This is a genomic window from Achromobacter sp. ESBL13, assembly GCF_036668755.1.
Taxonomy (GTDB): Bacteria; Pseudomonadota; Gammaproteobacteria; order Burkholderiales; family Burkholderiaceae_B; genus Achromobacter.
Window position 1 is genome coordinate 236,290 of record NZ_JAZEVT010000003.1, and the last position, 19,795, is coordinate 256,084.

Consider the following 19,795-nt stretch of genomic DNA (forward strand, 5'->3'; position numbering starts at 1 on the left):
AGGAATATCTGGGATCCCCCACTCGTTGGCATTATTCTTACAGCGCAACCCCAAAAATTCGCAATAAATTCGCGGTCTTACATAGGGGCGTCCGCGCGTGCCAACCTGCTTCTCAAGTAAATTAAAACATGAAAAAGAAAGACATTGAATTTCTCGATGTCGTGGCTTTGCGCGGCCCGAACATTTGGACGTATCGCCCGGTCCTTGAAGCATGGGTGGATATTGGTGAATTGGAAGACTATCCGTCCAACACCATTCCCGGGTTTTACGAGCGCTTGTCCGAATGGCTGCCGACGCTGATCGAACACCGATGCAGCCCCGGCGTGCGCGGGGGATTCCTGGCCCGCCTGAAAGAAGGCACCTGGCCCGGCCACATTCTTGAACATGTCACGCTGGAATTGCAGAACCTGGCCGGATTGCGCGGCGGCTTCGGCAAAGCCCGCGAAACGTCCACCCGCGGCGTCTACAAAGTAGTGGTGCGCGCCTGGCAGGAACAGGTCACCCGCACCGCCCTGAACGAAGCGCGCGACCTGGTCATGGCCGCCATTGAAGACCGTCCGTTCGACGTGCCCGCCACCATTGCCAAGCTGCGCAGCCTGGTGGACAAGCACTGCCTGGGGCCCAGCACCGCTTGCATCGTGGATGCCGCCGACGACCGCGATATTCCGTATATCCGCCTGTTTGAAGGCAACCTGGTCCAATTCGGCTACGGCTCGGCCCAGCGCCGCATCTGGACAGCCGAAACCGACCGCACCAGCGCTATCGCCGAAGGCATTTCGCGCGATAAGGACCTGACCAAGGAACTGCTGTCGACCTGCGGCGTGCCGGTGCCCGAGGGCCGCCTGGTGCGCAGCGAGGACGACGCCTGGGCAGCCGCCGAGGACATCGGCCTGCCCGTGGTGGTCAAGCCGTATGACGGCAACCACGGCCGTGGCGTCTTCACCAATCTGACGACCCGTGAAGACGTGGTGTCCGCCTACCGCGTGGCGGTGGATGAAGGCAGCGGCGTCATCGTCGAACGCTTTGTGCTGGGCAACGAACACCGTTTGCTGGTGGTCGGCAACCGCATGGTGGCCGCCGCCGCCGGCGAACCAGCCTGGGTAACGGGCGACGGCAAGTCCACCATCACCGAATTGATCGACAGCCAGATCAACATCGATCCGCGCCGCGGTCGCACCGAAAACCATCCATTGAACCTGGTCCGCCTGGACTCCGCCGCCCGGCTGGAAATTGCCCGCCAGGGCATGTCGGAAGACAGCGTGCCGGCCGACGGCCAGCGCGTGTTGGTGCAGCGCAGCGGCAACGTGGCGTTCGACGTGACCGACCGCGTGCATCCCAGCATTGCCGCCACCGTCACGCTGGCCGCCCGCGTGGTGGGCCTGGACATAGCCGGCGTGGACCTGGTGGCCGAAGACATCACCCGCCCGCTGGCGGAACAGCGCGGAGCCATCGTTGAAGTGAACGCCGGCCCGGGCTTGCTGATGCACCTGAAGCCGGCCGACGGCACCCCTCGCCCGGTGGGCCGCGCCATCGTCGACCACCTGTTCCCCGACGGCGACGCCGGCCGCATTCCCATCGTGGGCGTCACCGGCACCAACGGCAAGACCGTGGTGGCACGCCTGGTTGCGCGCTTGCTGCATCTGTCCGGCAAGCGCACCGGCCTGGCGTGCAGCGAAGGGCTGTACCTGGACCGCCGCCTGGTGCAAAAGGGCGACCGCGCCGATTTCGCGTCCGGCACCCGGTTGCTGATGAACCGCAACGTGGACGCAGCCGTCATCGAAAACGACAGCGGCGTCATCCTGGGCCAGGGCCTGGCCTATGACCGCTGCCAGGTCGGTGTGGTGACCAATATCGACGACGCCGACCATCTTGGCGACTTCGACATCAACGAAACGGAACGCATGTTCAATGTGTTCCGCACGCAGGTCGACGTGGTGCTGCCGACGGGCGCCGCCGTGCTCAACGCGCGCGACCCCCGCGTGGTGGAAATGGCCGAGCTGTGCGATGGCGCGGTGATTTTCTTTGGCATCGACCCCGCCCTGCCCGCCATCGCCGCGCATTTGCAGCAAGACGGCCGCGCGGTGTTTGTGCGCGACGGCGGCATCATCCTGGCGCAAGGCGCCCGCGAAGAGCGGCTGGCCAATGTGGCCGCCATCCCGTTGACGCATGGTGGCCGCGTGGCCTTCCAGGTGGAAAACGTGCTGGCCGCCGTGGGCGCCGCCTGGGCGCTGGACATCCCCGTGGAACTGATCCGCGCCGGTATCGAAACCTTCGATATCGACCAGGCTGATGCGCCCTGGCAGTTCACGCTGTTTGAACGCAACGGCAGCACGGTGGTGGTGGACGACGTGCACAACGCGTCCGCCCTGCGCCCGCTGATCGCCGCCATCGACCAGTTTCCGTCGACGCGCCGCGCCGCGGTGTATTCCGCCGGCGCCGACCGTCGCGACGCCGACCTGATCGAACAGGGCCGCCTGCTGGGCGATGCCTTTGACCGCGTCGTGCTCTATGACGACATGACCGTGCAAAGCAAGCGCCCCGAAGGCCAGGCGCGCGCGCTGCTGCGCCAGGGGCTGTCGCAAGGCAGCCGCGTGAAAGACATCCAGGACGAGCCGGATCATGGCAAGGCCATCGAAAGCGTGCTGACCGGCATTGCAACGGGCGACTTCGTCCTGCTGCAATCCGACGAAGCCTTTTCGGGCCCCACCATCGATCTGGTCCGCCGCTGGATTCAACAATACTGACAGGAATACCTGCCATGGAAGTTTCCCGTATCCGTGCCCTGCGCGGCCCCAATCTGTGGAGCAAGAACACCGCGATCGAGGCCATCGTTTCGTGCGCCGACGCCGAGTGCTCCATTGATAACCTGCCCGAGTTCGAAGCCCGCCTGCGCGCGCGCTTGCCGCAAACCGGGCTGATGCGGCCGGAAGGCCATCAAGGCGCGGTGTCGATCGCGCACGTGTTGCAGATCGTCGCGTTGACGATGCAGGCGCACGCCGGTTGCCCCGTGACCTTTGGGCGCACCTCGTCCACCGTGGAGCCCGGCGTGTTCCAGGTGGTTGTCGAGTACAGCGAAGAAGAAGTCGGCCTGCTGGCGATGGAAATGGCGCAGCAACTGGTGCGCGCGGCGCTGGACGACACGCCCTTTGACTTGCCCGATGCGCTCAAGCGCTTGCGCGATCTGGACGAAGACGTGCGCCTGGGACCCAGCACCGGCTCCATCGTGAACGCCGCCGTCGCCCGCAACATTCCCTATCGCCGCCTGACGCAGGGCAGCATGGTGCAGTTCGGCTGGGGCAGCAAGCAGCGCCGCATCCAGGCCGCCGAAACCGACCTGACCAGCGCCATTTCGGAATCGATCGCGCAAGACAAAGACCTGACCAAGATGCTGCTGGACGCGGCCGGCGTGCCGGTACCCATGGGCCGCTCGGTGACGACCGCCGAAGAGGCATGGGAAGCCGCGCAAGAGCTGGGCGGCCCCGTGGTGGTCAAGCCGCGCGACGGCAGCCAGGGCCGGGGCGTGGCGGTCAACATCGAAACACGGGAACGCGTGATCCAGGCGTTCGAGGTGGCCGAGGAAGTCAGCTCGGAAGTCATCGTTGAACGCTATATTCCCGGCCACGACTTCCGTCTGCTGGTGGTGGGCGGCGCGCTGGTTGCGGCCTCGCGCCGCGACCCGCCGCAAGTGACCGGCGACGGGCAGCACACCATTCGCGAACTGGTCGATCAGGTCAACGCGGACCCATTGCGCGGCGACGGGCACGCCACCTCGCTGACCAAGATCCGCTTTGACGACATCGCGCTGGCCACGCTGAAAAAGCAAGGCTTTGACGCGGATTCCGTGCCGCCCCCCGGCACCCTCATCTTCCTTCGCAACAACGCCAATTTGAGCACGGGCGGGTCGGCCACCGATGTGACCGACGAAGTGCACCCCGAGATGGCGGCGCGCGCGGTCTCCGCCGCGCGCATGATCGGGCTGGACATCTGCGGCGTGGACGTGGTGGCCGAAAGCGTGCTGTACCCGCTGGAAGAGCAGCATGGCGGCGTGGTCGAAGTCAACGCCGCGCCGGGCCTGCGCATGCACCTGAACCCGTCGTTCGGCAAGGGCCGCGCGGTGGGCGAGGCCATCATCGCCAACATGTACGCGGACGGCGACGACGGGCGTATTCCGGTCGTGGCCGTGGCCGGCACCAACGGCAAGACCACCACGGTGCGCCTGACCGCGCACCTGCTGGGCGCGGCCGGCAACCGCGTCGGCATGACCAATTCCGACGGCGTGTATATCGATAAGCTGCGCATCGACACCGGCGATTGCAGCGGCCCGCGCAGCGCGCGCAGCGTGCTGATGCACCCGGACGTGGACGCCGCCGTGTTCGAAACCGCGCGTGGCGGCATCTTGCGCGAAGGCCTGGCGTTCGACCGTTGCAACGTGGCCATCGTCACCAACATCGGCATGGGCGACCACCTGGGCCTGGGCTACATCAGCACCGTTGAGGACCTGGCCGTGGTCAAGCGCGTGATCGTGCAGCACGTGCACCCGTCAGGCACCGCTGTGCTAAATGCCGCCGACCCGATCGTGGCCGAGATGGCCGCCAGCTGCCCGGGGTCAATCACCTACTTTGCCGAAGACCGCAACCATCCCGTCCTGGCCACACACCGCGCGCAGGGCCTGCGGTCGGTGTACCGCGACGGCGACGCGATCGTGGCGGCGCAAGGCGCCGAAGAAACCCGCTTCCCGCTGGCCGACATTCCGCTGACGCGCAATGGCACGATCACCTTCCAGGTCGAAAACGCCATGGCGTCAATTGCCGCGGCGTGGGCGTTGAACCTGGATTGGGACGTTGTGCGCCGTGGCCTGGCCACGTTTGTGAACGATGCGCAAACGGCCCCTGGCCGCTTCAATGTGTTCGACTACCGGGGCGCAACGGTCATCGCCGACTACGGCCACAACCCCGACGCCATTCTGGCGCTGGTGCGCGCGGTGGACGCCATGCCGGCCAAGCGCCGCTCGGTGGTCATCAGCGGGGCGGGCGACCGCCGTGATGAAGACATCCGCATGCAGACCGAAATCCTGGGCGCCGCCTTTGATGACGTGCTGCTGTACCAGGATCAATGCCAACGGGGCCGCGCCGACGGCGAGGTGCTGGCGCTGCTGCAAGAGGGCCTGGTGGACGCGCCGCGCACGATGCACATCGAGGAAATCCATGGCGAATTCCTGGCTATCGATACGGCGCTGGGGCGCCTGCAAGCCGGGGATCTGTGCCTGATCCTGGTGGACCAGGTGGAAGAAGCGCTGGCGCACATCGCTCACCGCATCGCCCAGCCCTGAGGCGGGCGGCGCGGCGGGTACGCCGAAAACGCAAACGGGGCGCAGTGCGCCCCGTTTGCATTTCACCCGCCATGATGTCAACCGCCATGACGTCGACCGCCATGATGTCAACCACCATGCACGGCGCCGGGTGCAACGTGTAACCCCACGCGCTCAGGTGCTGGGCGTTGCCGCTTCCGGCGCGGGGCCGGTGGCCTGGTACTTGTCCGTCACGTGCGTGCATCCCACCGCCGCCAGCGCGGCCAGCGTCAGCAAGAGAGCGCTGCAAAGTCGTTGCGTCATGCGTGCCTTCCTTTTTCGTTGATGAAAAGCCCAAGGGTTGGGCACGACTATACCGGCCGGGCCTTGCCGCCACCAGCGCCGCAGTGGCCGTTTTAGCCCGCCACAGGGGGGAACCGACGCATCTTCCGTTACCAGCCCCGCTCAAAAGGGGACAAGACATTGCCGGAATGTAACTCCTGCGCGACCCTTTCGCCCGGGATTTTTCCCTCGGAAAATCGCGTCCGCCAAGCCTTCCGGCGCTGTTACATATACCCACAGCCGCGTTTGACAGCCCCTTTGGCCACTCGTAAGTTAGGGGCTAGCTGATCAGCGTTCAAGTCAACCGCGACAGCAGGAACTTATAGGCCATAAGCCCTGCGTCGCACGAAGATAAGAAGAGAGGTCACCATGAATAACGACATCATCGCCGGCAAGTGGAAGCAAATGACTGGCAAGGCCAAAGCCGCCTGGGGTGAGCTCACCGACGACGAACTGACCCGCACGGAAGGCAACGCCGAACGCCTGGCTGGCCTGATTCAAGAGCGTTATGGCAAGACCAAGGATGAAGCGCAAAAGGAAGTCCGGGATTTCTTCGACCGCAATCCCTGAATCCTCCCACCGCCTTGATCGGTCGAACTCACTGGAGAAGCTGACATGTTGCATTACGCCGTAGTTTTCTTCGTCATCGCGATCATCGCGGCGGTTCTCGGCTTTGGCGGTATTGCCGCCGGGGCCGCGGGTATCGCCAAGATCCTGTTCTTCGTATTCCTGGTGCTGGCGCTCTTGTCCATCCTGAGCGGCGCGCTTCGAAAAAAATAGAACACGCCGATAGCACGCATACCCCTCGAAGTTGAAAGTTGAAAATCTGACTGTCTGCCGCGCCGACGCTTAACGCCGCAGACCCATACTAATAAGGAGCACGACTATGGAATTTCGCAAGCTGATCGCCGCCGCCGCACTGGGAACTGGCGCTGTCTTCACTTCCATGGCTTTCGCGGCGGATGATGGCAAGCCCAAGCAATCCGTGGGCGAATATGCCTCCGATGCGACCGTAACGACCAAGGTCAAGGCCGCTTTCGTTGCCGACAAGCAACTGAGCGCGTTGGACATCGCCGTGGAAACCAACAATGGCGTCGCGACGCTGACCGGTACCGTAGGCACGGCGGCTGAAGCCGACCACGCTGCTACCGTCACCCGTGGCGTTGAAGGGGTGAAGCAGGTGAAGAACAACATCAAGGTCGACCCGGCCAAGAACAAGAAGTAAGGCAGGTTTGTAAGGACGGCCGCGTTCCATACCGGGGCCTAGAGAGAGAGGCGGCGCCTGTGGCAGACACAGGCGCCGTTTTTTATGGGCGGCCTCCACACAGCGCCCGCCTTGCCCCGGGGGATGCCCCGGATCAGATCCGTCAGATCGTGACGGTGCCCCGGCCGATCTCCAGCGCACGGCCGCCCACCTGGATGCGGCCGTCGGCATGCACGTCCAGCAGCAAGCGGCACGGACGTCCCATTTGATCGCCCTGCTCGACCAGGATGCTGGCGGGCAAAGGCCGCTGCTTGTGAATCAACCAGCCCCCCAGGTTGGCGCAGGCCGATCCGGTGCCGGCGTCCTCGTCCACACCGCCGCCCGCCTTGGCAAAGAAGTAGCGCGCCACGACTACCTGGCGTGCATCGCGCACATTGCCTTCGTCGAACGCGAACAGGTACATCGTCTTGCGGCCCAGGCTGCTGGCCTGCCAGCGGCTTAGCTTGGCGGAATCGGGCGCCGCGCGGCGCACCGCGTCCACGCTGGCCAACGGCACCAGCAGCTGATCGGCGCCGGTATCCACCCAAATTGGATCGCTTGCCAGGTCATCGGCCGACAATCCGACCAGCGATGCGATTGCCGCGCGATCTTGCTGGGGCGGCGCCGTTTGCACGCCGTTGGGGCACGGCGCGGTGAAGGTCCAGGCGTCGCCTTGCGCCTGCACCGGCACCACGCCCGCGGCGAATTCCAGCGTCAACGCATCGCCGGTGCCGCGAATGTCGCGCACCACTTGCGACGTGCCGAGGGTGGGGTGGCCGGCAAACTTCATCTCGTAGCCCGGCGTGAAGATGCGCACGCGCGCATCAGCCTTGTCGGACGGCAGGATGAACGTGGTTTCCGACAGATTGAATTGCGCGGCCAGGTTCAGCATCGTGGCGTCGTCCATGCCCCGCGCGTCTTCAAACACGCAAAGCTGGTTACCTCCGAAGGTGGACGAGGCAAAGACGTTTAGCAGGCGGAAAGCGTAGGAAGTCATGAAGGGAATCACGCAGGAAAAGCGCCGGCGCACCCGGCAAGGCTTTCCACTTTATCGCAGCGCCCCGCCGCGATCCATCACGCATCGCTTACCAGATTGCAAAGAAAAACACCCAAGCCATGCAGAACGGCGTCAGGCCCGCAACCAGCACCACCCACGCCGCCACCTTGCGCGTGGCCGTGACGGGGCGCGGCGCCAACAGGCGGGCAAACAGGCGCAAGGTCCACAGCACGGCAAGTGTCAACAACGTGAAGCGCACCGGGCCGGCCCAGCCCGCTTGCACCCCTTCGTGCTTGAGCAGGTTGACGGTGGTGGCCGACAGCCCCAGGAACACGCCGATGCCGGCCGACGGGATCAGCGCCTGCGCCAGCTTGTGCACGCCGGGACGGATCCAGCGCGTTGCGGCGGCATCGACCGACGGCGCGGCGGGCGCCAGGCGGTCCGCCAGCCACAACGACAGGAAACTGGCGCCGCCCACAATCACCGTGGCGCCGATGACGAACATCAGGATGCCCGCGCCGTCCAGCCACGAGAAGCTGTCGTTGACGTCGGGGTAATGCGTCAGGATGAACCAGGGCGCGTTGTCCATCAGCGGCCACATGATGTCGTGCTCGACCAGCCAGGTCGCGGCCCACTGCTTGGCCGTCACGTACCAGGGGCTGGCGCTCCAGAGGAACGCGCCGATGGCGATACCCATCAGGCCGAAGCACAGCAAGGCGGTCTGCCAGGCATCGCCATCCGCCACGTGCACGATTTCTTCTTCAGGCGAACGCGGTGTCAGGGCAATGGCGCCGCGATAGTCGCTGCACCGGCCGCACATGTGGCAATCGCCCGCGCCCTTCATGTGGCGCAGCGGCACCAGCGGCGCGCAGTTGATGGGCTCGATGCGGATAACCGGGTGGCGCCACTTTTCTTCATCGACCTTGAAGTGCCACGGCGCCAGCTTGGCCAGCAGGTTGAACACGCCGTTGACCGGGCACAGGTATTTGCACCAGACGCGCTTGCTGCGGCCATACCGCCAGCCGACGATCATGGCCGCCACGGTGGAACCGCCCAGCACGGCCAGCACCGCCAGCGGGTATTGATACACGCTGATCAGTTGGCCGTACACCGTCGTCAACGCAAACGCCACAAACGGCCAGCCGCCCCAGCGCATCCACTTCGGGATGGCGCGGCCCTGCCCGCGCTCGCTGGCCCATTCCGTCAGCATGCCTTCTGGGCAAAGCCAGCCGCACCAGGCGCGGCCCAGGATCGGCATCGAGATCAGCACGAATGGCCACCAGACTCCCCAGAAGGCAAACTGCGCAACGATGGTCAGGTTGTTGAACACCGATGCCGCGTTGTCGGGCAAGGGCATGATTGCGGGCACGATCAACAGGAACGCGTACAACGCAACAATGCCCCACTGAAGCTTGCGCAACAGCGGGGCATGGTCACGGAGAAAATCGGCGATCCGGGAAGTCACCCTCCCGAGTACAGCAGCCATGGTCAAACCTTCAATGTTCAGTCCGGCATCACGTCGGAATCAAGAGACGTTGCGCGCTGGCACCGGCGCGCGGGCCGGCTTGCCGCCCACCCAGCGCAACAGCGCCCACACCACGATCCAGTAAGCCACCCACAACAACACCGAGATCAGGGCGGGCAACGCGCGGTAGCCGGCGAAGTCGGCCAGGACCTTGCCCACGCCGGTGCTGTCGCTCAAGAGCCACGAGCTATCCCAGACGGGGTCGATGATGGTGGGCAACACGTCCAGCGAAATCAGGTGGTCCAGGCCGCCGACCAGCAGCGAACCGGCCAACAGCAGCAACAGGATTTCGGTTACGCGGAAGAAGCGGCGCCACGTAATCATCTTGCCGCCCAACTGCAACAGCCAGAACGTCAGCAAGGCCACGGCAAAACCGGCCACGCCGGCCAGCGCCAGCTTGGCCATGTCGCCACCGCCCTCGCCCGCCGACACGGTGCCGTACAGAAACACCACGGTCTCGCTGCCCTCACGCGCCACGGCAATGGCCACCAGCACGAACAGGCCCCACCAGTTGTCATTGGCGACGGAACTACGCGCGCCGCTTTCCAGTTCGCCTTTCAGCGTGCGGCCGTGCTTTTTCATCCACACAACCATCTGCACGACCAGCGCGCAAGCGGCTAACGACATGATGGCCTGAAACCATTCCTGCCCTTCGTCGCTAAGCCAGGACGACACGCCCAGCAACACCAGGGCCAGCGCCACGGCCAGCCCCAGGCCCGCCGCCACGCCGCCCCACAGGTAATTCAGCCCGCGCTTGCCTTCCGGCGTGGCGCGTAGCCAGGTGTACAAAATACCCACCACCAGCAGGGCTTCGACGCTTTCACGCCAGACGATAAAAAGGACCTGTTCCATGTATGGCTACCGCTTATTCCTTGGGCTTGACGACCAGGGTGCCTTTCACGCTTTGGTGAAAGTCATCAAAGAAGGGGTACTCGCCGGGGCGGGAAATGGTGATGACGACGAAGGATTTCACCCCCGGCCCCAACACTTTTTCCTTGCGCAGCGGAATGCTCTCAAATTCCACCGGCTCGTTGCTTTCGTTGATGAGTTCAATCTTGAAACGGCCGGCGGGCACTTCCAGGGTTGCCGGCTCAAACGTGCCGTCCGGCTTGAACCTGAGCGTGAACGTCGGCAATTCGTCCGCCTGCGCGGGCGCCATGCCGGCAAGGCCGGCCAGGCCGATCAGCACGGCGGCAACAACGCGAAGCAGGCGGCGCACGATCAATATCCGCCCTTCTTGCCGGTGCCGGCGTAGACGAATTCGTATTCCAGTTCAAAGGGCTCGAACCACGGGCCCACGCCGGTTTCCTTGTCGACGTGGCGGCCGAAGTGGGCCATCTTGTTTTCGGACGGCGGCAGGATCGAATACTTCAGCTTGTACTTGCCCGGGCCTTCCAGCTTGACGTTGTCGCCATAGTGCGGCCCGTCGTTGGCGACCATCGGCATGAAGGTACCTTTCTGCACGTTCTGGCTGCCGACCTTCTGGATTTCAAAATTCACGACCAGGTAAGGCACCCATTCGCCTTCCGGGAAGCCGGTTTTGTTGCCGGCCGTGGCGTGGATATCGGCCTCAAGGTGCACATCGGAATCCTTGGCGGGGCGCATCATCCCGGGCGGGTCCATTTCGATCGGCTGCAAATACACCGCGCCGATTTCCATGCCGCCCTTCTCAACCGGCTTGCCGATGGGGTATTCGGCCGCGTTGGCGGCCGACACGCTCATTGCGACAATGGCCAGCGCCAAGGCTTTCTTGATCATGTGCATCATCCTGTGAAACTCGAATTAGGTATCGGCTCTAAAAACATAAACAAGAACCGTTTGCATTAATGTAACGAAAAAAACTGACATATCCCTGAACCAAAAGGCCCGGGATGCGTCAGTTCGTTGCGTTATCTCAAAGGGAAAAGCGGCCACAAAAAAGCCGGCGAGGCAGTGCCGCACCGGCTGCTGGCAGGGCAAAAAGCGCGGATGCGCCTTTGCCGCTTGGCGCTATTTGCGACCCTGGCCCGGCGTGCTGCCCGGCGTGAACGGGAACGTCGAGAACATCGCGCGCGTCTGGTCCTGCATTTGATCCTGCATCTGCACGAACAGGTTTTTGCTCTGGTCGATGTAGTTGTTCATCATGTTTTGCAACATGGGCGTCTGCACATTCATGAACTGCGTCCAGGCTTCGGGCCCGAACTGGCTACCGTACAGCCCCTTGGACTGTTCCGCCATGCGGGTCTGGATTTCCATGAAGGCCTGGATGTTCTTTTCAAGATAAGAACCCATGATGCCCTGCATGGCGTGCCCGTAGAAACGGATGATCTGCGACAGCATGTTCGACGAGAACATGGGCATGCCGCCGCTTTCCTCTTCCAGAATGATCTGCAAGAGGATGCTGCGGGTCAGGTCTTCGCCGCTCTTGGCGTCGACCACCTGGAATTCTTCATTGGCCAGGACCAGTTGCTTGACATCTGCCAGAGTGATGTAGGTGCTGGTCCGGGTGTCGTATAGGCGACGGTTGGGGTATTTTTTAATCAGGCGCAGGCTGGCGCCGGTTTGTGCTTGCGTCATGTGTGTCCCCGGATCGGGCGATCTCTAAGACTTCGAATAGGGTGGAGTGTAATGCCGGAAGGCCCTCTCCCCGAGGCCTTCCAGCGCCTTGAGCCGCCGGGGGGCGGCCCGCTAGCCTTCATCAGCCCATGTGCAGGCCGCCGTTCAGCGAGAAGTCCGCGCCGGTTGAAAAACCGGATTCGTCCGACGCCAACCACGACGTCATGGAGGCGATTTCCTCGGGCGTGCCCAAGCGTCGCACCGGAATGGTCGCCACGATTTTTTCAAGCACTTCGGGGCGGATGGCGCGAACCATGTCCGTGCCGATGTAGCCCGGCGAAATCGTATTGACGGTGACACCCTTACTGGCCACTTCCTGAGCCAGCGCCATGGTGAAGCCATGGATGCCGGCCTTGGCCGTGGAGTAATTGGTCTGGCCGAACTGGCCCTTCTGACCGTTCACCGAGCTGATGTTGATGATGCGGCCCCACTGCCGTTCAACCATGCCCTCGATGACCTGCTTGGTCACGTTGAACAGACTGTTCAGGTTGGTGTCGATCACCGCGCGCCAATCGTCGGCGCTCATCTTGCGGAACAAGCCATCGCGGGTGATGCCCGCGTTATTGACCAGCACGTCGACCCCGCCCAGCTCCGCCGTGACCTTTTCAAAGGCCTTCACGGTGGATTCCCAGTCGGACACGTTGCCCACAGACGCGTGGAACGTGTAGCCCTGCGCAGCCTGCTCATCCAGCCATTGCTGGTAGTTGCGGCTGGGGCCGCAACCTGCCACGACGCGAAAGCCATCCTTGGCCAAGCGCTGGCAAATAGAGGTGCCGATACCGCCCATCCCGCCTGTTACGTAAGCCAGTTTTCCGCTCATTGGACTTCCTCCTGTGTGCGACGGACGCCTCGTTGATTAACTTCTTATTAGTCCGGGGTAAACCGCGTCGTGCGGTTTCAGGCTGCCCGGACCTTCACATACCTGCCAGGCGCCGGCTCGATCGGCTGGTACTTGGCATTGCCTAATTTTGTGCGCGCCTTGATCTGCTTGCCCGAATGGTCGGCCAGCCAGGCCGTCCAGTCCGGCCACCAGCTGCCCGCGTGTTCGGTGCTTTGCGCGAACCAGGCATTCGGGTCGCCCGGCATGTCATGGCCCTTCTTGCCCAGCTTGTCCGCCACCCAATAGCTGCGGCGCTTCTTGGCGGGCGGGTTCACCACGCCGGCGATGTGGCCCGAGGCGCCCAACACGAAACGCTGCGGCCCGCGCAGGACCTGCGTGGAGGCATAGGCGGACACCCAGGGCACGATATGGTCTTCGCGCGAACCAAAGATGTACGCCGGCATCGTCAGGCGCGTCAGGTCCAGCGGGGTGCCGGCCGCTTGCGCGCGACCCGGCACCTTCAGGTTGTTTTCCAGGTAGGTATTGCGGAAGTACCAGGAAAAGAACGGCCCGGGCAGATTGGTGCTGTCGCCATTCCAGAACAGCAGGTCAAACGGGGGCGGCTTCTGGCCCTTCAGGTAGTTGCCGACTACGTAGTTCCAGACCAGCTCGTTGGGCCGCAGGAACGAGAACGTGGTGGCCAGGTCACGGCCGGGCATCAAGCCGCCGTTGCCCAGTTGTTGGTCGCGCAGCAGCGCGTGGGCTTCGTCGACAAAGACTTTCAGCACGCCGGTGTCGTGAAAATCCAGCAGCGAAGTCAGCAGCGTCAGCGACGCTACCGGCTGTTCGCCGCGCGCCTCGGCCAGCGCCAACGCCGCGGCCAGCATCGTGCCGCCCACGCAGAAACCCAGCGCGTTGACCTTGGGCTGCTTGGTGATGTCGCTGGCCACGCGCAGCGATTGCAGCACGGCGTCATCCAGGTAGTCGGTCCAGGTGGCGCGGTCCACGCCATCGGTGTCGCTGGCCAACGGGTTGCGCCAGGAAACCAGGAACACCGTGTAGCCCTGCCCCACTGCGTGGCGCACGAAGGAATTTTCGGGCTGCAAGTCCAGGATGTAGAACTTGTTGATGTTCGGCGGCACGATGACCAGCGGGCGCTCGTAGACCGTGGCGGTCGAGGGCGCGTACTGGATCAGCTGGAACAGCTTGTTCTCGAACACCACTTCGCCGGGCGACACGGCCACGTTGCGACCGATCTCGAACTGCGATTCATCGGTTTGGGTGATGCGGCCTTTCTTGACGTCACCCAGCAGGTTGGCCAGGCCCTCGTTCAGCGCGCGGCCGGCGCTTTCGACGATGGATTGCTGGGCGTCCGGATTCAATGCCAGGAAGTTGGACGGCGACAGCGCGTCCACCCACTGCATGATGGAAAAACGCAGGCGCTCGCGCATGGGTTCGCTGACCTGGGCGGCGTCGACCATGCGCTGCATGGCGCGCGCGGACAGCAGATACGTGTGGGCCAGCAGCAGATGCGAGCCATTGGCGGCCCAGGCGTCGCCGGCAAAGCGGCGGTCGGCGGGAGGCACAAGCGCGCCGCGCCGGGCGTCGTCACAAAGGCGCTGCCACTCGCGAGAGAATTCGGCCTGAATTTCGGCCAGGATTTCCGGTGCCACGCTCACCGGAATGGGTCCTGCGGAGAGATTGGCGTTCACTTCCACACCTTGTTATCGACACTGCTCGATTGATGTTGCATTCCGGGTCCATCACTGTCAATGCGGGTATACAAGGAGTTTCGCCGCACGGTTTTGCGCCCTGTGCGGCGGCCTTGCGCCAGATCAAACCGGGTCGAGCCAGGCCAGCAACGCCATGCGTCCGGTTTCGGTATCGCGGCGGTATGAAAAGAAGCGCCGCGGGTCCGATACCGTGCACATGCCGCTCAGGGCCACTTCTTGTACCCCGGCGCGGCGCAGGCGGAAATCGGCCAGTCCGGCGAGGTCGGCCAGCCACTTTCCCGATAGACCGGGACGCGGCGTGAAGAACCGCAGCGTGGCCGGATCGTCCGCCGTAAAAGCGTCCAGCACGTCTTGCCCCACTTCGAATTCGGTCGGACCGATGCCGGGGCCGACCCAGGCGCGCCAACCACCGGCGTCGGGCACCTTGGCTTGCATGGCCGCCAGCGTGTGTTCCAGCACCCCGCCCGCCAGGCCGCGCCAGCCGGCATGCGCCGCGCCCAGCACCTGGCCTTGCGCGTCGGCAATGACAACGGGCAGGCAGTCGGCCACCATGATGGCCAGCACGCGCCCGGGTTGCGCCGTGACGCTGGCGTCGACCGCCGGTTCGTCGGGCAGCTCAGGCGCATCGGCATCGACCACCTCGCTGCCATGCACCTGGCGCAGCCACAAGGGCTCGCCCGGGACGGCGGCGCGCACGCGGCGGCGGTTTTCAGTGACGGTGTCGGGCTGGTCGCCGGCACGCCGGCCCAGGTTCAGGGAATCATGCGGCGCCACGCCCACGCCCCCGGCGCGGGTCGTGCAGAAGTACGACACGCCCGGCCACGACGGGCCGGTCACAACGGGCAAGCTGGCGATCACGCGGTCCATGCAACGGTTTCCTGAACTAGCGTCATGTCGGCCGGAACGTCAGCGGCGAATTGCACCTCGCCGTTGCCGCCGGGATCATCGAAATGCAACGCCCGCGCATGCAGCATCTGCCGCGTGGCCCCGGCAATGTTCTTGCCGCCATAGATGGTATCGGCCAGCAGCGGGTGCCCCAGGCTGGCCATGTGGACGCGGATCTGGTGGGTGCGGCCGGTTTCCAGGCGACACACCACTTCCGTCACGCGCCCGCCGGGGTCCACCTGGCCGCGCCGGACCGGCGCGTAATTGGTAATGGCGGGTTTGGGCGCAACGGGGCGTTCGACGCTCATGCGCACCGGCACGCGGGCATCGCGGCCGATCGCGCGATCCACCCGGCCGGCCGCCGCCATCCAACCATGAGCCAGGGCGACATATTCGCGGCCCATGCTGCGCGCCTGCAATTGGCGCACCAGATGCGTCTGGGCCTTTTCATTGCGGGCCACGACCATGAGCCCGGAGGTGTCTTTGTCCAGCCTGTGAACGATGCCGGCACGCGCCACGGCCGCCAATTCCGGGTAGCGGTACAGCAGGCCGTTCAGCAGCGTGCCGCTCCAGTTGCCGGCGCCCGGATGCGTCACCAGGCCCGCGGGCTTGTTCACGACGATCCAGTCGGGGCTTTCGTCCACGACGGTGAATTCAACGGGTTCGGGGGTGAAGGCGCGCGCGTCAGGGGCGGGCTGGGCCCATACCAGCAGCTCGTCGCCCGGGCCCACCGTCTGGCGGGTCTTGCCGGGCGCGCCGTTCACGTGCACGTTGCCGGATTCGATCCAGCCTTGCAAGCGGCTGCGGGAATGGTCGGGCAGCAAGCCGGCCAGCACCTTGTCCAGCCGGTCGGCGCGGGTGCTGGAAGGCACGGTTACACGTTGCGGTTCCCCCCGGTTTTCGGCGGGGTTTGCCTCGGTGATTTCGTCGGAGTTTTCGTCAGGAAGGCCCAGGAGTTCGTCGTCGGAAACGAGATCTGTGCCGGCGGCTGTATCGGACATGGAGACAAATCATATAATCAGCCTGCCATGCTAACACCAAGGATACGATTCTCGTGATTCACCACCCCGCAGCTCCCTCGAACCCCGCATCCCGAAGCGGGCCGGTTTTGCGCGTGGTTATCGCGCTATTTGCCGTCATCGTCATCGCCGGTTGCGGCTCGACCAACAGCAAATATGACAAGACCACCAACTGGAGCGCCGAACAGCTCTACGCCGACGCCAAGTCGGAAATGTCTTCCGGCGGCTGGAAGGAAGCGCGCGAGCGCCTGACCGCCATCGAAAGCCGCTACCCCTTCGGTGTGTACGCCCAGCAGGCCCTGCTTGAACTGGCCTACGTCAACTGGAAAGACGGCGAAAACGAACAGGCCCTGGCCGCCATCGATCGCTTTCAACAGCTTTACCCGAACCACCCGGGCACCGACTACGCGCTGTACCTGAAAGGCCTGATCAACTTCACGCCCGCCAGCGCGTTCATGACCAACATCACGGGCCAGGACCCCGCCGAGCGCGACCCCAAGGGCCTGCGCGCGTCCTACGACGCGTTCAACGAACTGATCAAGCGCTACCCGGAAAGCAAGTATTCGGTTGACGCCGAAAAGCGCATCGCGTGGCTGGTCAACACCATCGCCATGAACGAAGTCTATGTGGCGCGCTATTACTACGAACGCGGCGCCTACGTGGCCGCCGCCAACCGCGCGCAAACCGTCATCACCGATTTCGAAGGCGCCCCCGCCACCGAAGAAGCGCTTTACCTGATGGTCGAGTCCTACGACAAGCTGGGCATGACCGACTTGAAGAACGACGCGCAACGCGTCTACGACAAGAACTTCCCCAACAGCGAATTCAAGACCAAGGGCCTGAAGGCCGACCGCAGCTGGTGGAATCCGTTTGACTGATTGGTTTGACTGATTGTTCAGCGGATTTGCCCGCATGGGAAAAAGCCCCTCGGATCGTGGATCCGAGGGGCTTTTTATTTGGGCCTGGTGGTTAGGCGTTGGCGGCGTTGCCGAAAAAGAACGTCTTGCCGCAACGCCGGCGGCAACGCATCCGCGCTAGGCCGCCACGTCGTCGCCGCCCTGTTTGCGCCGGTAGAACGCCAGCACCTCTTCCAGTTCCCGCGTGCGGGCAAACGGCGGCAGGCCGCGCCACAGGCGCTTGCCGTAGGGCTTTTCGACCAGGCGGGCATCGCCCACCATCAAGACGCCCCAGTCCGATTCCGTGCGGATCAAACGGCCCGCGCCCTGCTTGAGCGAAATGGCGGCTTCGGGCAATTGGTATTCCGAAAACGGGTTGCCGCCCTGCGCCCGGCACGCGCGCAGGCGCGCTTCGATGACCGGGTCATCAGGCGGGGCAAACGGCAGCTTGTCGATGGCTACCAGGGTCAGCACGTCGCCCGGCAGGTCAATGCCTTCCCAGAAGCTGGCACTGCCCACCAGCACCGGGTGCTTGAGCTTGCAGAAGCGGTCCAGAAGATCGCGGCGCGTGCCCTCGCCCTGCTTCAACAGCGGCCAGTCGTGGCCTGCGTCGTCAAACGCGTCGGCCAGCAATGTAGCCACTTTTTCCACGGCGCGCAGCGTCGTGCACAGCACCAGCGTGCCGCCCGGACTGGCCTCCAGCAACGGCATCAGCGTGTCGACAAAGCGATCCAGGAACTGCGGCGATTGCGGCTCGGGCATGCCGCGCGGCACAAACAGCAGCGCCTGTTCGGGATAGTTGAACGGCGATTCCCACTTGCCCGTACGCGCTTGCTCCAGGCCAAGCTGGCTGGTGAAGTGCGTGAATTCGCCATTCACCGACAGCGTGGCCGACGTCATGATCCAGGCCTGCCCCGGCTTGCGGTATTTGGAAAACGCCTGCGCAACGGACAGCGGCGCGGAATGCAGCCGCACATGGTGCAGGCCGTGTTCGACCCAGCGCACGGCCGGGCCGGTCCATTGCTGCGCGGCCGCCACGCCTTCCAGAATGGCGGCGGGTGTGGACGGCCCATCGGCCAGCGCGATGTCGGCGGCGGGCTCGGGCGCCTGGTCATCACGGCCCCAGCCTTCATCATCCGTGTGGGCGCCCGCGCGGCCCGGCGTTGCCCAGCGTTTCAGTCGCACCGATATTTCGGCGCCGCTGCGCGCGGCCGCCATCAGGTCGGGGTGCTTTTCAGCCACCACCCCCAATGCCTTGGTTGCCGTGTCCACGGCCTCGCGCAAGGCGGCAAGCGCCTCGTCGAATTCCTCGGGGTTGGGGATGGCCTCGAACGTGGCCTTGCGGCCCGGCATCTTGTCCAGCGGCGCACAGGCCAGGCGCAGTTCGCGCGCGGCCGTTTCCAGGTGGCGGCTGACGTCGCTCCATTTGGCGGCCTCGCGCGCATACGCCAGCCCGGCCACTTCCAGCGCGCGGCCAAAGTCCATCAATTGGTGCGTGGACACGCTGCTGCCCAGGAACCGCGTGGCGGTGTCGGGCAACTGGTGGGCTTCGTCGAAGATGACGGTATCGGCTTCGGGCAGCAGGTCGGTAACGCCTTCTTCGCGCAGCACCAGGTCGGCCATGAACAGCGCGTGGTTGACCACGACGACATCGGCCTCCTGGGCTTGGCGGCGCGCCTTGACGACGAAGCAGTCGCGGATGCGGGGGCATTCCTGGCCCAGGCAGTTCTCGCGGGTCGAGGTCACACGCTGCCAGATGTCGGCGTCTTCGGGCACTTGCGCCAGATCGCCGCGGTCACCCGTCTTGGTAATGCCCGCGAACACCTGGATCTGGCGCAGCTGCTGGATTTCGGTGCGCGATTTCAACGCGCGCTCATCGCCCTGCAAGCGCTCAAGGTGGTAGTGGCAGACATAGTTGCCGCGCCCCTTGAGCAGCGCGGCGGTGACGGGCGCGGCCAGCGCGGCGCGTACGCGCGGCAAGTCGCGCGCGAACAGCTGGTCTTGCAGCGTGCGCGTGCCTGTGGAAATCAGCACCTTGCCGCCCTGGATGAAGGCGGGTACAAGGTAGGCCCAGGTTTTGCCGATGCCGGTGCCCGCTTCGGCCACCAGCGTGGCGCGGTCCTGGATGGCGTCGCCGATGGCCTGCGACAGCTCCACTTGCGAAGGGCGAGGCTTGTAGCCGGGCATGGCCGTGGCCAACGGCCCGTCCTCGTCGAAGAATTCGGAAATATCCAGGTCCAGCATTACGGCAGCCTAGTGTCGGTCGGAGTCTATGGTGAACCGGTACCGGTAACGGTTCGGGCGCCAGACACTGATGTGGGAAAGGACCAAATGATACCCCTTGCCACGCCGCCTTTCCGGCTGACCAAGGGACAGATGGGTCCCCCCTGGCACGTTTTGTAATAGCCGCTTATGGCACAATCCGCCCCTTGTTTTTCCTTTTTGCCGTCGTA

The 19,795-nt window shown here is 64.4% G+C and carries 18 protein-coding genes; 6 read left to right on the forward strand and 12 right to left on the reverse strand.

Features of this window, described 5'->3' with window-relative positions; genetic code table 11:
• The first annotated feature begins 128 nt into the window (after positions 1-128).
• On the forward strand, positions 129-2,744 hold the full coding sequence (gene cphA, locus V6F88_RS15320) for a cyanophycin synthetase (protein WP_332610535.1): 2,616 nt from the start codon (positions 129-131) through the stop codon (positions 2,742-2,744).
• Positions 2,745-2,758: 14 nt separating this feature from the next.
• Positions 2,759-5,329 carry a cyanophycin synthetase gene (gene cphA / locus V6F88_RS15325; protein ID WP_332610536.1) on the forward strand — a complete coding sequence of 857 codons (2,571 nt, stop codon included), beginning with the start codon at positions 2,759-2,761 and terminating at the stop codon, positions 5,327-5,329.
• A 153-nt stretch (positions 5,330-5,482) separates the two neighbouring features.
• Here the strand turns inward: cphA (V6F88_RS15325) and V6F88_RS15330 are convergent, their stop codons facing one another.
• A complete protein-coding gene (locus tag V6F88_RS15330; RefSeq protein WP_332610537.1) occupies positions 5,483-5,611 on the reverse strand; it encodes a hypothetical protein in 129 nt (42 codons plus the stop codon).
• 387 nt (positions 5,612-5,998) lie between these two features.
• Between V6F88_RS15330 and V6F88_RS15335 the strand changes: the two genes are divergently transcribed.
• From V6F88_RS15335 to V6F88_RS15345, 3 genes are all read left to right on the forward strand, one after another.
• Positions 5,999-6,199 carry a CsbD family protein gene (locus V6F88_RS15335; protein WP_046802701.1) on the forward strand — a complete coding sequence of 67 codons (201 nt, stop codon included), beginning with the start codon at positions 5,999-6,001 and terminating at the stop codon, positions 6,197-6,199.
• Between the two features lie 45 nt (positions 6,200-6,244).
• Positions 6,245-6,409, forward strand: a complete 165-nt coding sequence (locus V6F88_RS15340) for a DUF1328 domain-containing protein (protein ID WP_006218179.1) — start codon at positions 6,245-6,247, stop codon at positions 6,407-6,409.
• 106 nt (positions 6,410-6,515) lie between these two features.
• A complete protein-coding gene (locus tag V6F88_RS15345) occupies positions 6,516-6,854 on the forward strand; it encodes a BON domain-containing protein (protein ID WP_046802700.1) in 339 nt (112 codons plus the stop codon).
• Between the two features lie 142 nt (positions 6,855-6,996).
• Here V6F88_RS15345 and V6F88_RS15350 read toward each other — a convergent pair whose 3' ends face one another.
• The 10 genes from V6F88_RS15350 to V6F88_RS15395 form a co-directional block, all read right to left on the reverse strand.
• Entirely contained in the window at positions 6,997-7,869 is an 873-nt protein-coding gene (locus V6F88_RS15350) for a PhzF family phenazine biosynthesis protein (RefSeq protein WP_332610538.1), read from the reverse strand.
• Positions 7,870-7,957: 88 nt separating this feature from the next.
• Positions 7,958-9,355, reverse strand: coding sequence for a 4Fe-4S binding protein (locus V6F88_RS15355; protein WP_332610539.1), 1,398 nt, complete (start codon positions 9,353-9,355; stop codon positions 7,958-7,960).
• Positions 9,356-9,394: 39 nt separating this feature from the next.
• Positions 9,395-10,246 (reverse strand): FTR1 family iron permease, encoded by an 852-nt coding sequence (locus V6F88_RS15360; RefSeq protein ID WP_332610540.1) that lies wholly within the window; start codon positions 10,244-10,246, stop codon positions 9,395-9,397.
• Between the two features lie 13 nt (positions 10,247-10,259).
• On the reverse strand, positions 10,260-10,613 hold the full coding sequence (locus V6F88_RS15365; protein WP_332610541.1) for a cupredoxin domain-containing protein: 354 nt from the start codon (positions 10,611-10,613) through the stop codon (positions 10,260-10,262).
• Between the two features lie 2 nt (positions 10,614-10,615).
• Positions 10,616-11,152 (reverse strand): iron transporter, encoded by a 537-nt coding sequence (locus V6F88_RS15370; RefSeq protein WP_046802873.1) that lies wholly within the window; start codon positions 11,150-11,152, stop codon positions 10,616-10,618.
• Positions 11,153-11,383: 231 nt separating this feature from the next.
• Entirely contained in the window at positions 11,384-11,950 is a 567-nt protein-coding gene (gene phaR, locus V6F88_RS15375) for a polyhydroxyalkanoate synthesis repressor PhaR (protein WP_006218172.1), read from the reverse strand.
• A 121-nt stretch (positions 11,951-12,071) separates the two neighbouring features.
• The gene (phbB, locus tag V6F88_RS15380; protein ID WP_050447831.1) at positions 12,072-12,809 is read right to left on the reverse strand and encodes an acetoacetyl-CoA reductase; all 738 of its coding nucleotides are present in this window, start codon (positions 12,807-12,809) and stop codon (positions 12,072-12,074) included.
• A 77-nt stretch (positions 12,810-12,886) separates the two neighbouring features.
• Positions 12,887-14,521 carry a PHA/PHB synthase family protein gene (locus V6F88_RS15385; protein ID WP_332610543.1) on the reverse strand — a complete coding sequence of 545 codons (1,635 nt, stop codon included), beginning with the start codon at positions 14,519-14,521 and terminating at the stop codon, positions 12,887-12,889.
• A 123-nt stretch (positions 14,522-14,644) separates the two neighbouring features.
• Positions 14,645-15,409 (reverse strand): peptidoglycan editing factor PgeF, encoded by a 765-nt coding sequence (pgeF, locus tag V6F88_RS15390; RefSeq protein ID WP_332610544.1) that lies wholly within the window; start codon positions 15,407-15,409, stop codon positions 14,645-14,647.
• Positions 15,397-16,428 carry an RluA family pseudouridine synthase gene (locus V6F88_RS15395; RefSeq protein WP_332610546.1) on the reverse strand — a complete coding sequence of 344 codons (1,032 nt, stop codon included), beginning with the start codon at positions 16,426-16,428 and terminating at the stop codon, positions 15,397-15,399. The genes pgeF and V6F88_RS15395 overlap by 13 nt, the downstream gene beginning before the upstream one ends.
• 107 nt (positions 16,429-16,535) lie before the next feature.
• Between V6F88_RS15395 and V6F88_RS15400 the strand changes: the two genes are divergently transcribed.
• On the forward strand, positions 16,536-17,324 hold the full coding sequence (locus V6F88_RS15400; RefSeq protein WP_046802694.1) for an outer membrane protein assembly factor BamD: 789 nt from the start codon (positions 16,536-16,538) through the stop codon (positions 17,322-17,324).
• 156 nt (positions 17,325-17,480) lie between these two features.
• On the opposite strand, the gene V6F88_RS15405 is transcribed toward V6F88_RS15400, so the two are convergent.
• On the reverse strand, positions 17,481-19,586 hold the full coding sequence (locus V6F88_RS15405; RefSeq protein ID WP_332610548.1) for an ATP-dependent DNA helicase: 2,106 nt from the start codon (positions 19,584-19,586) through the stop codon (positions 17,481-17,483).
• Positions 19,587-19,795 lie beyond the last annotated feature (209 nt).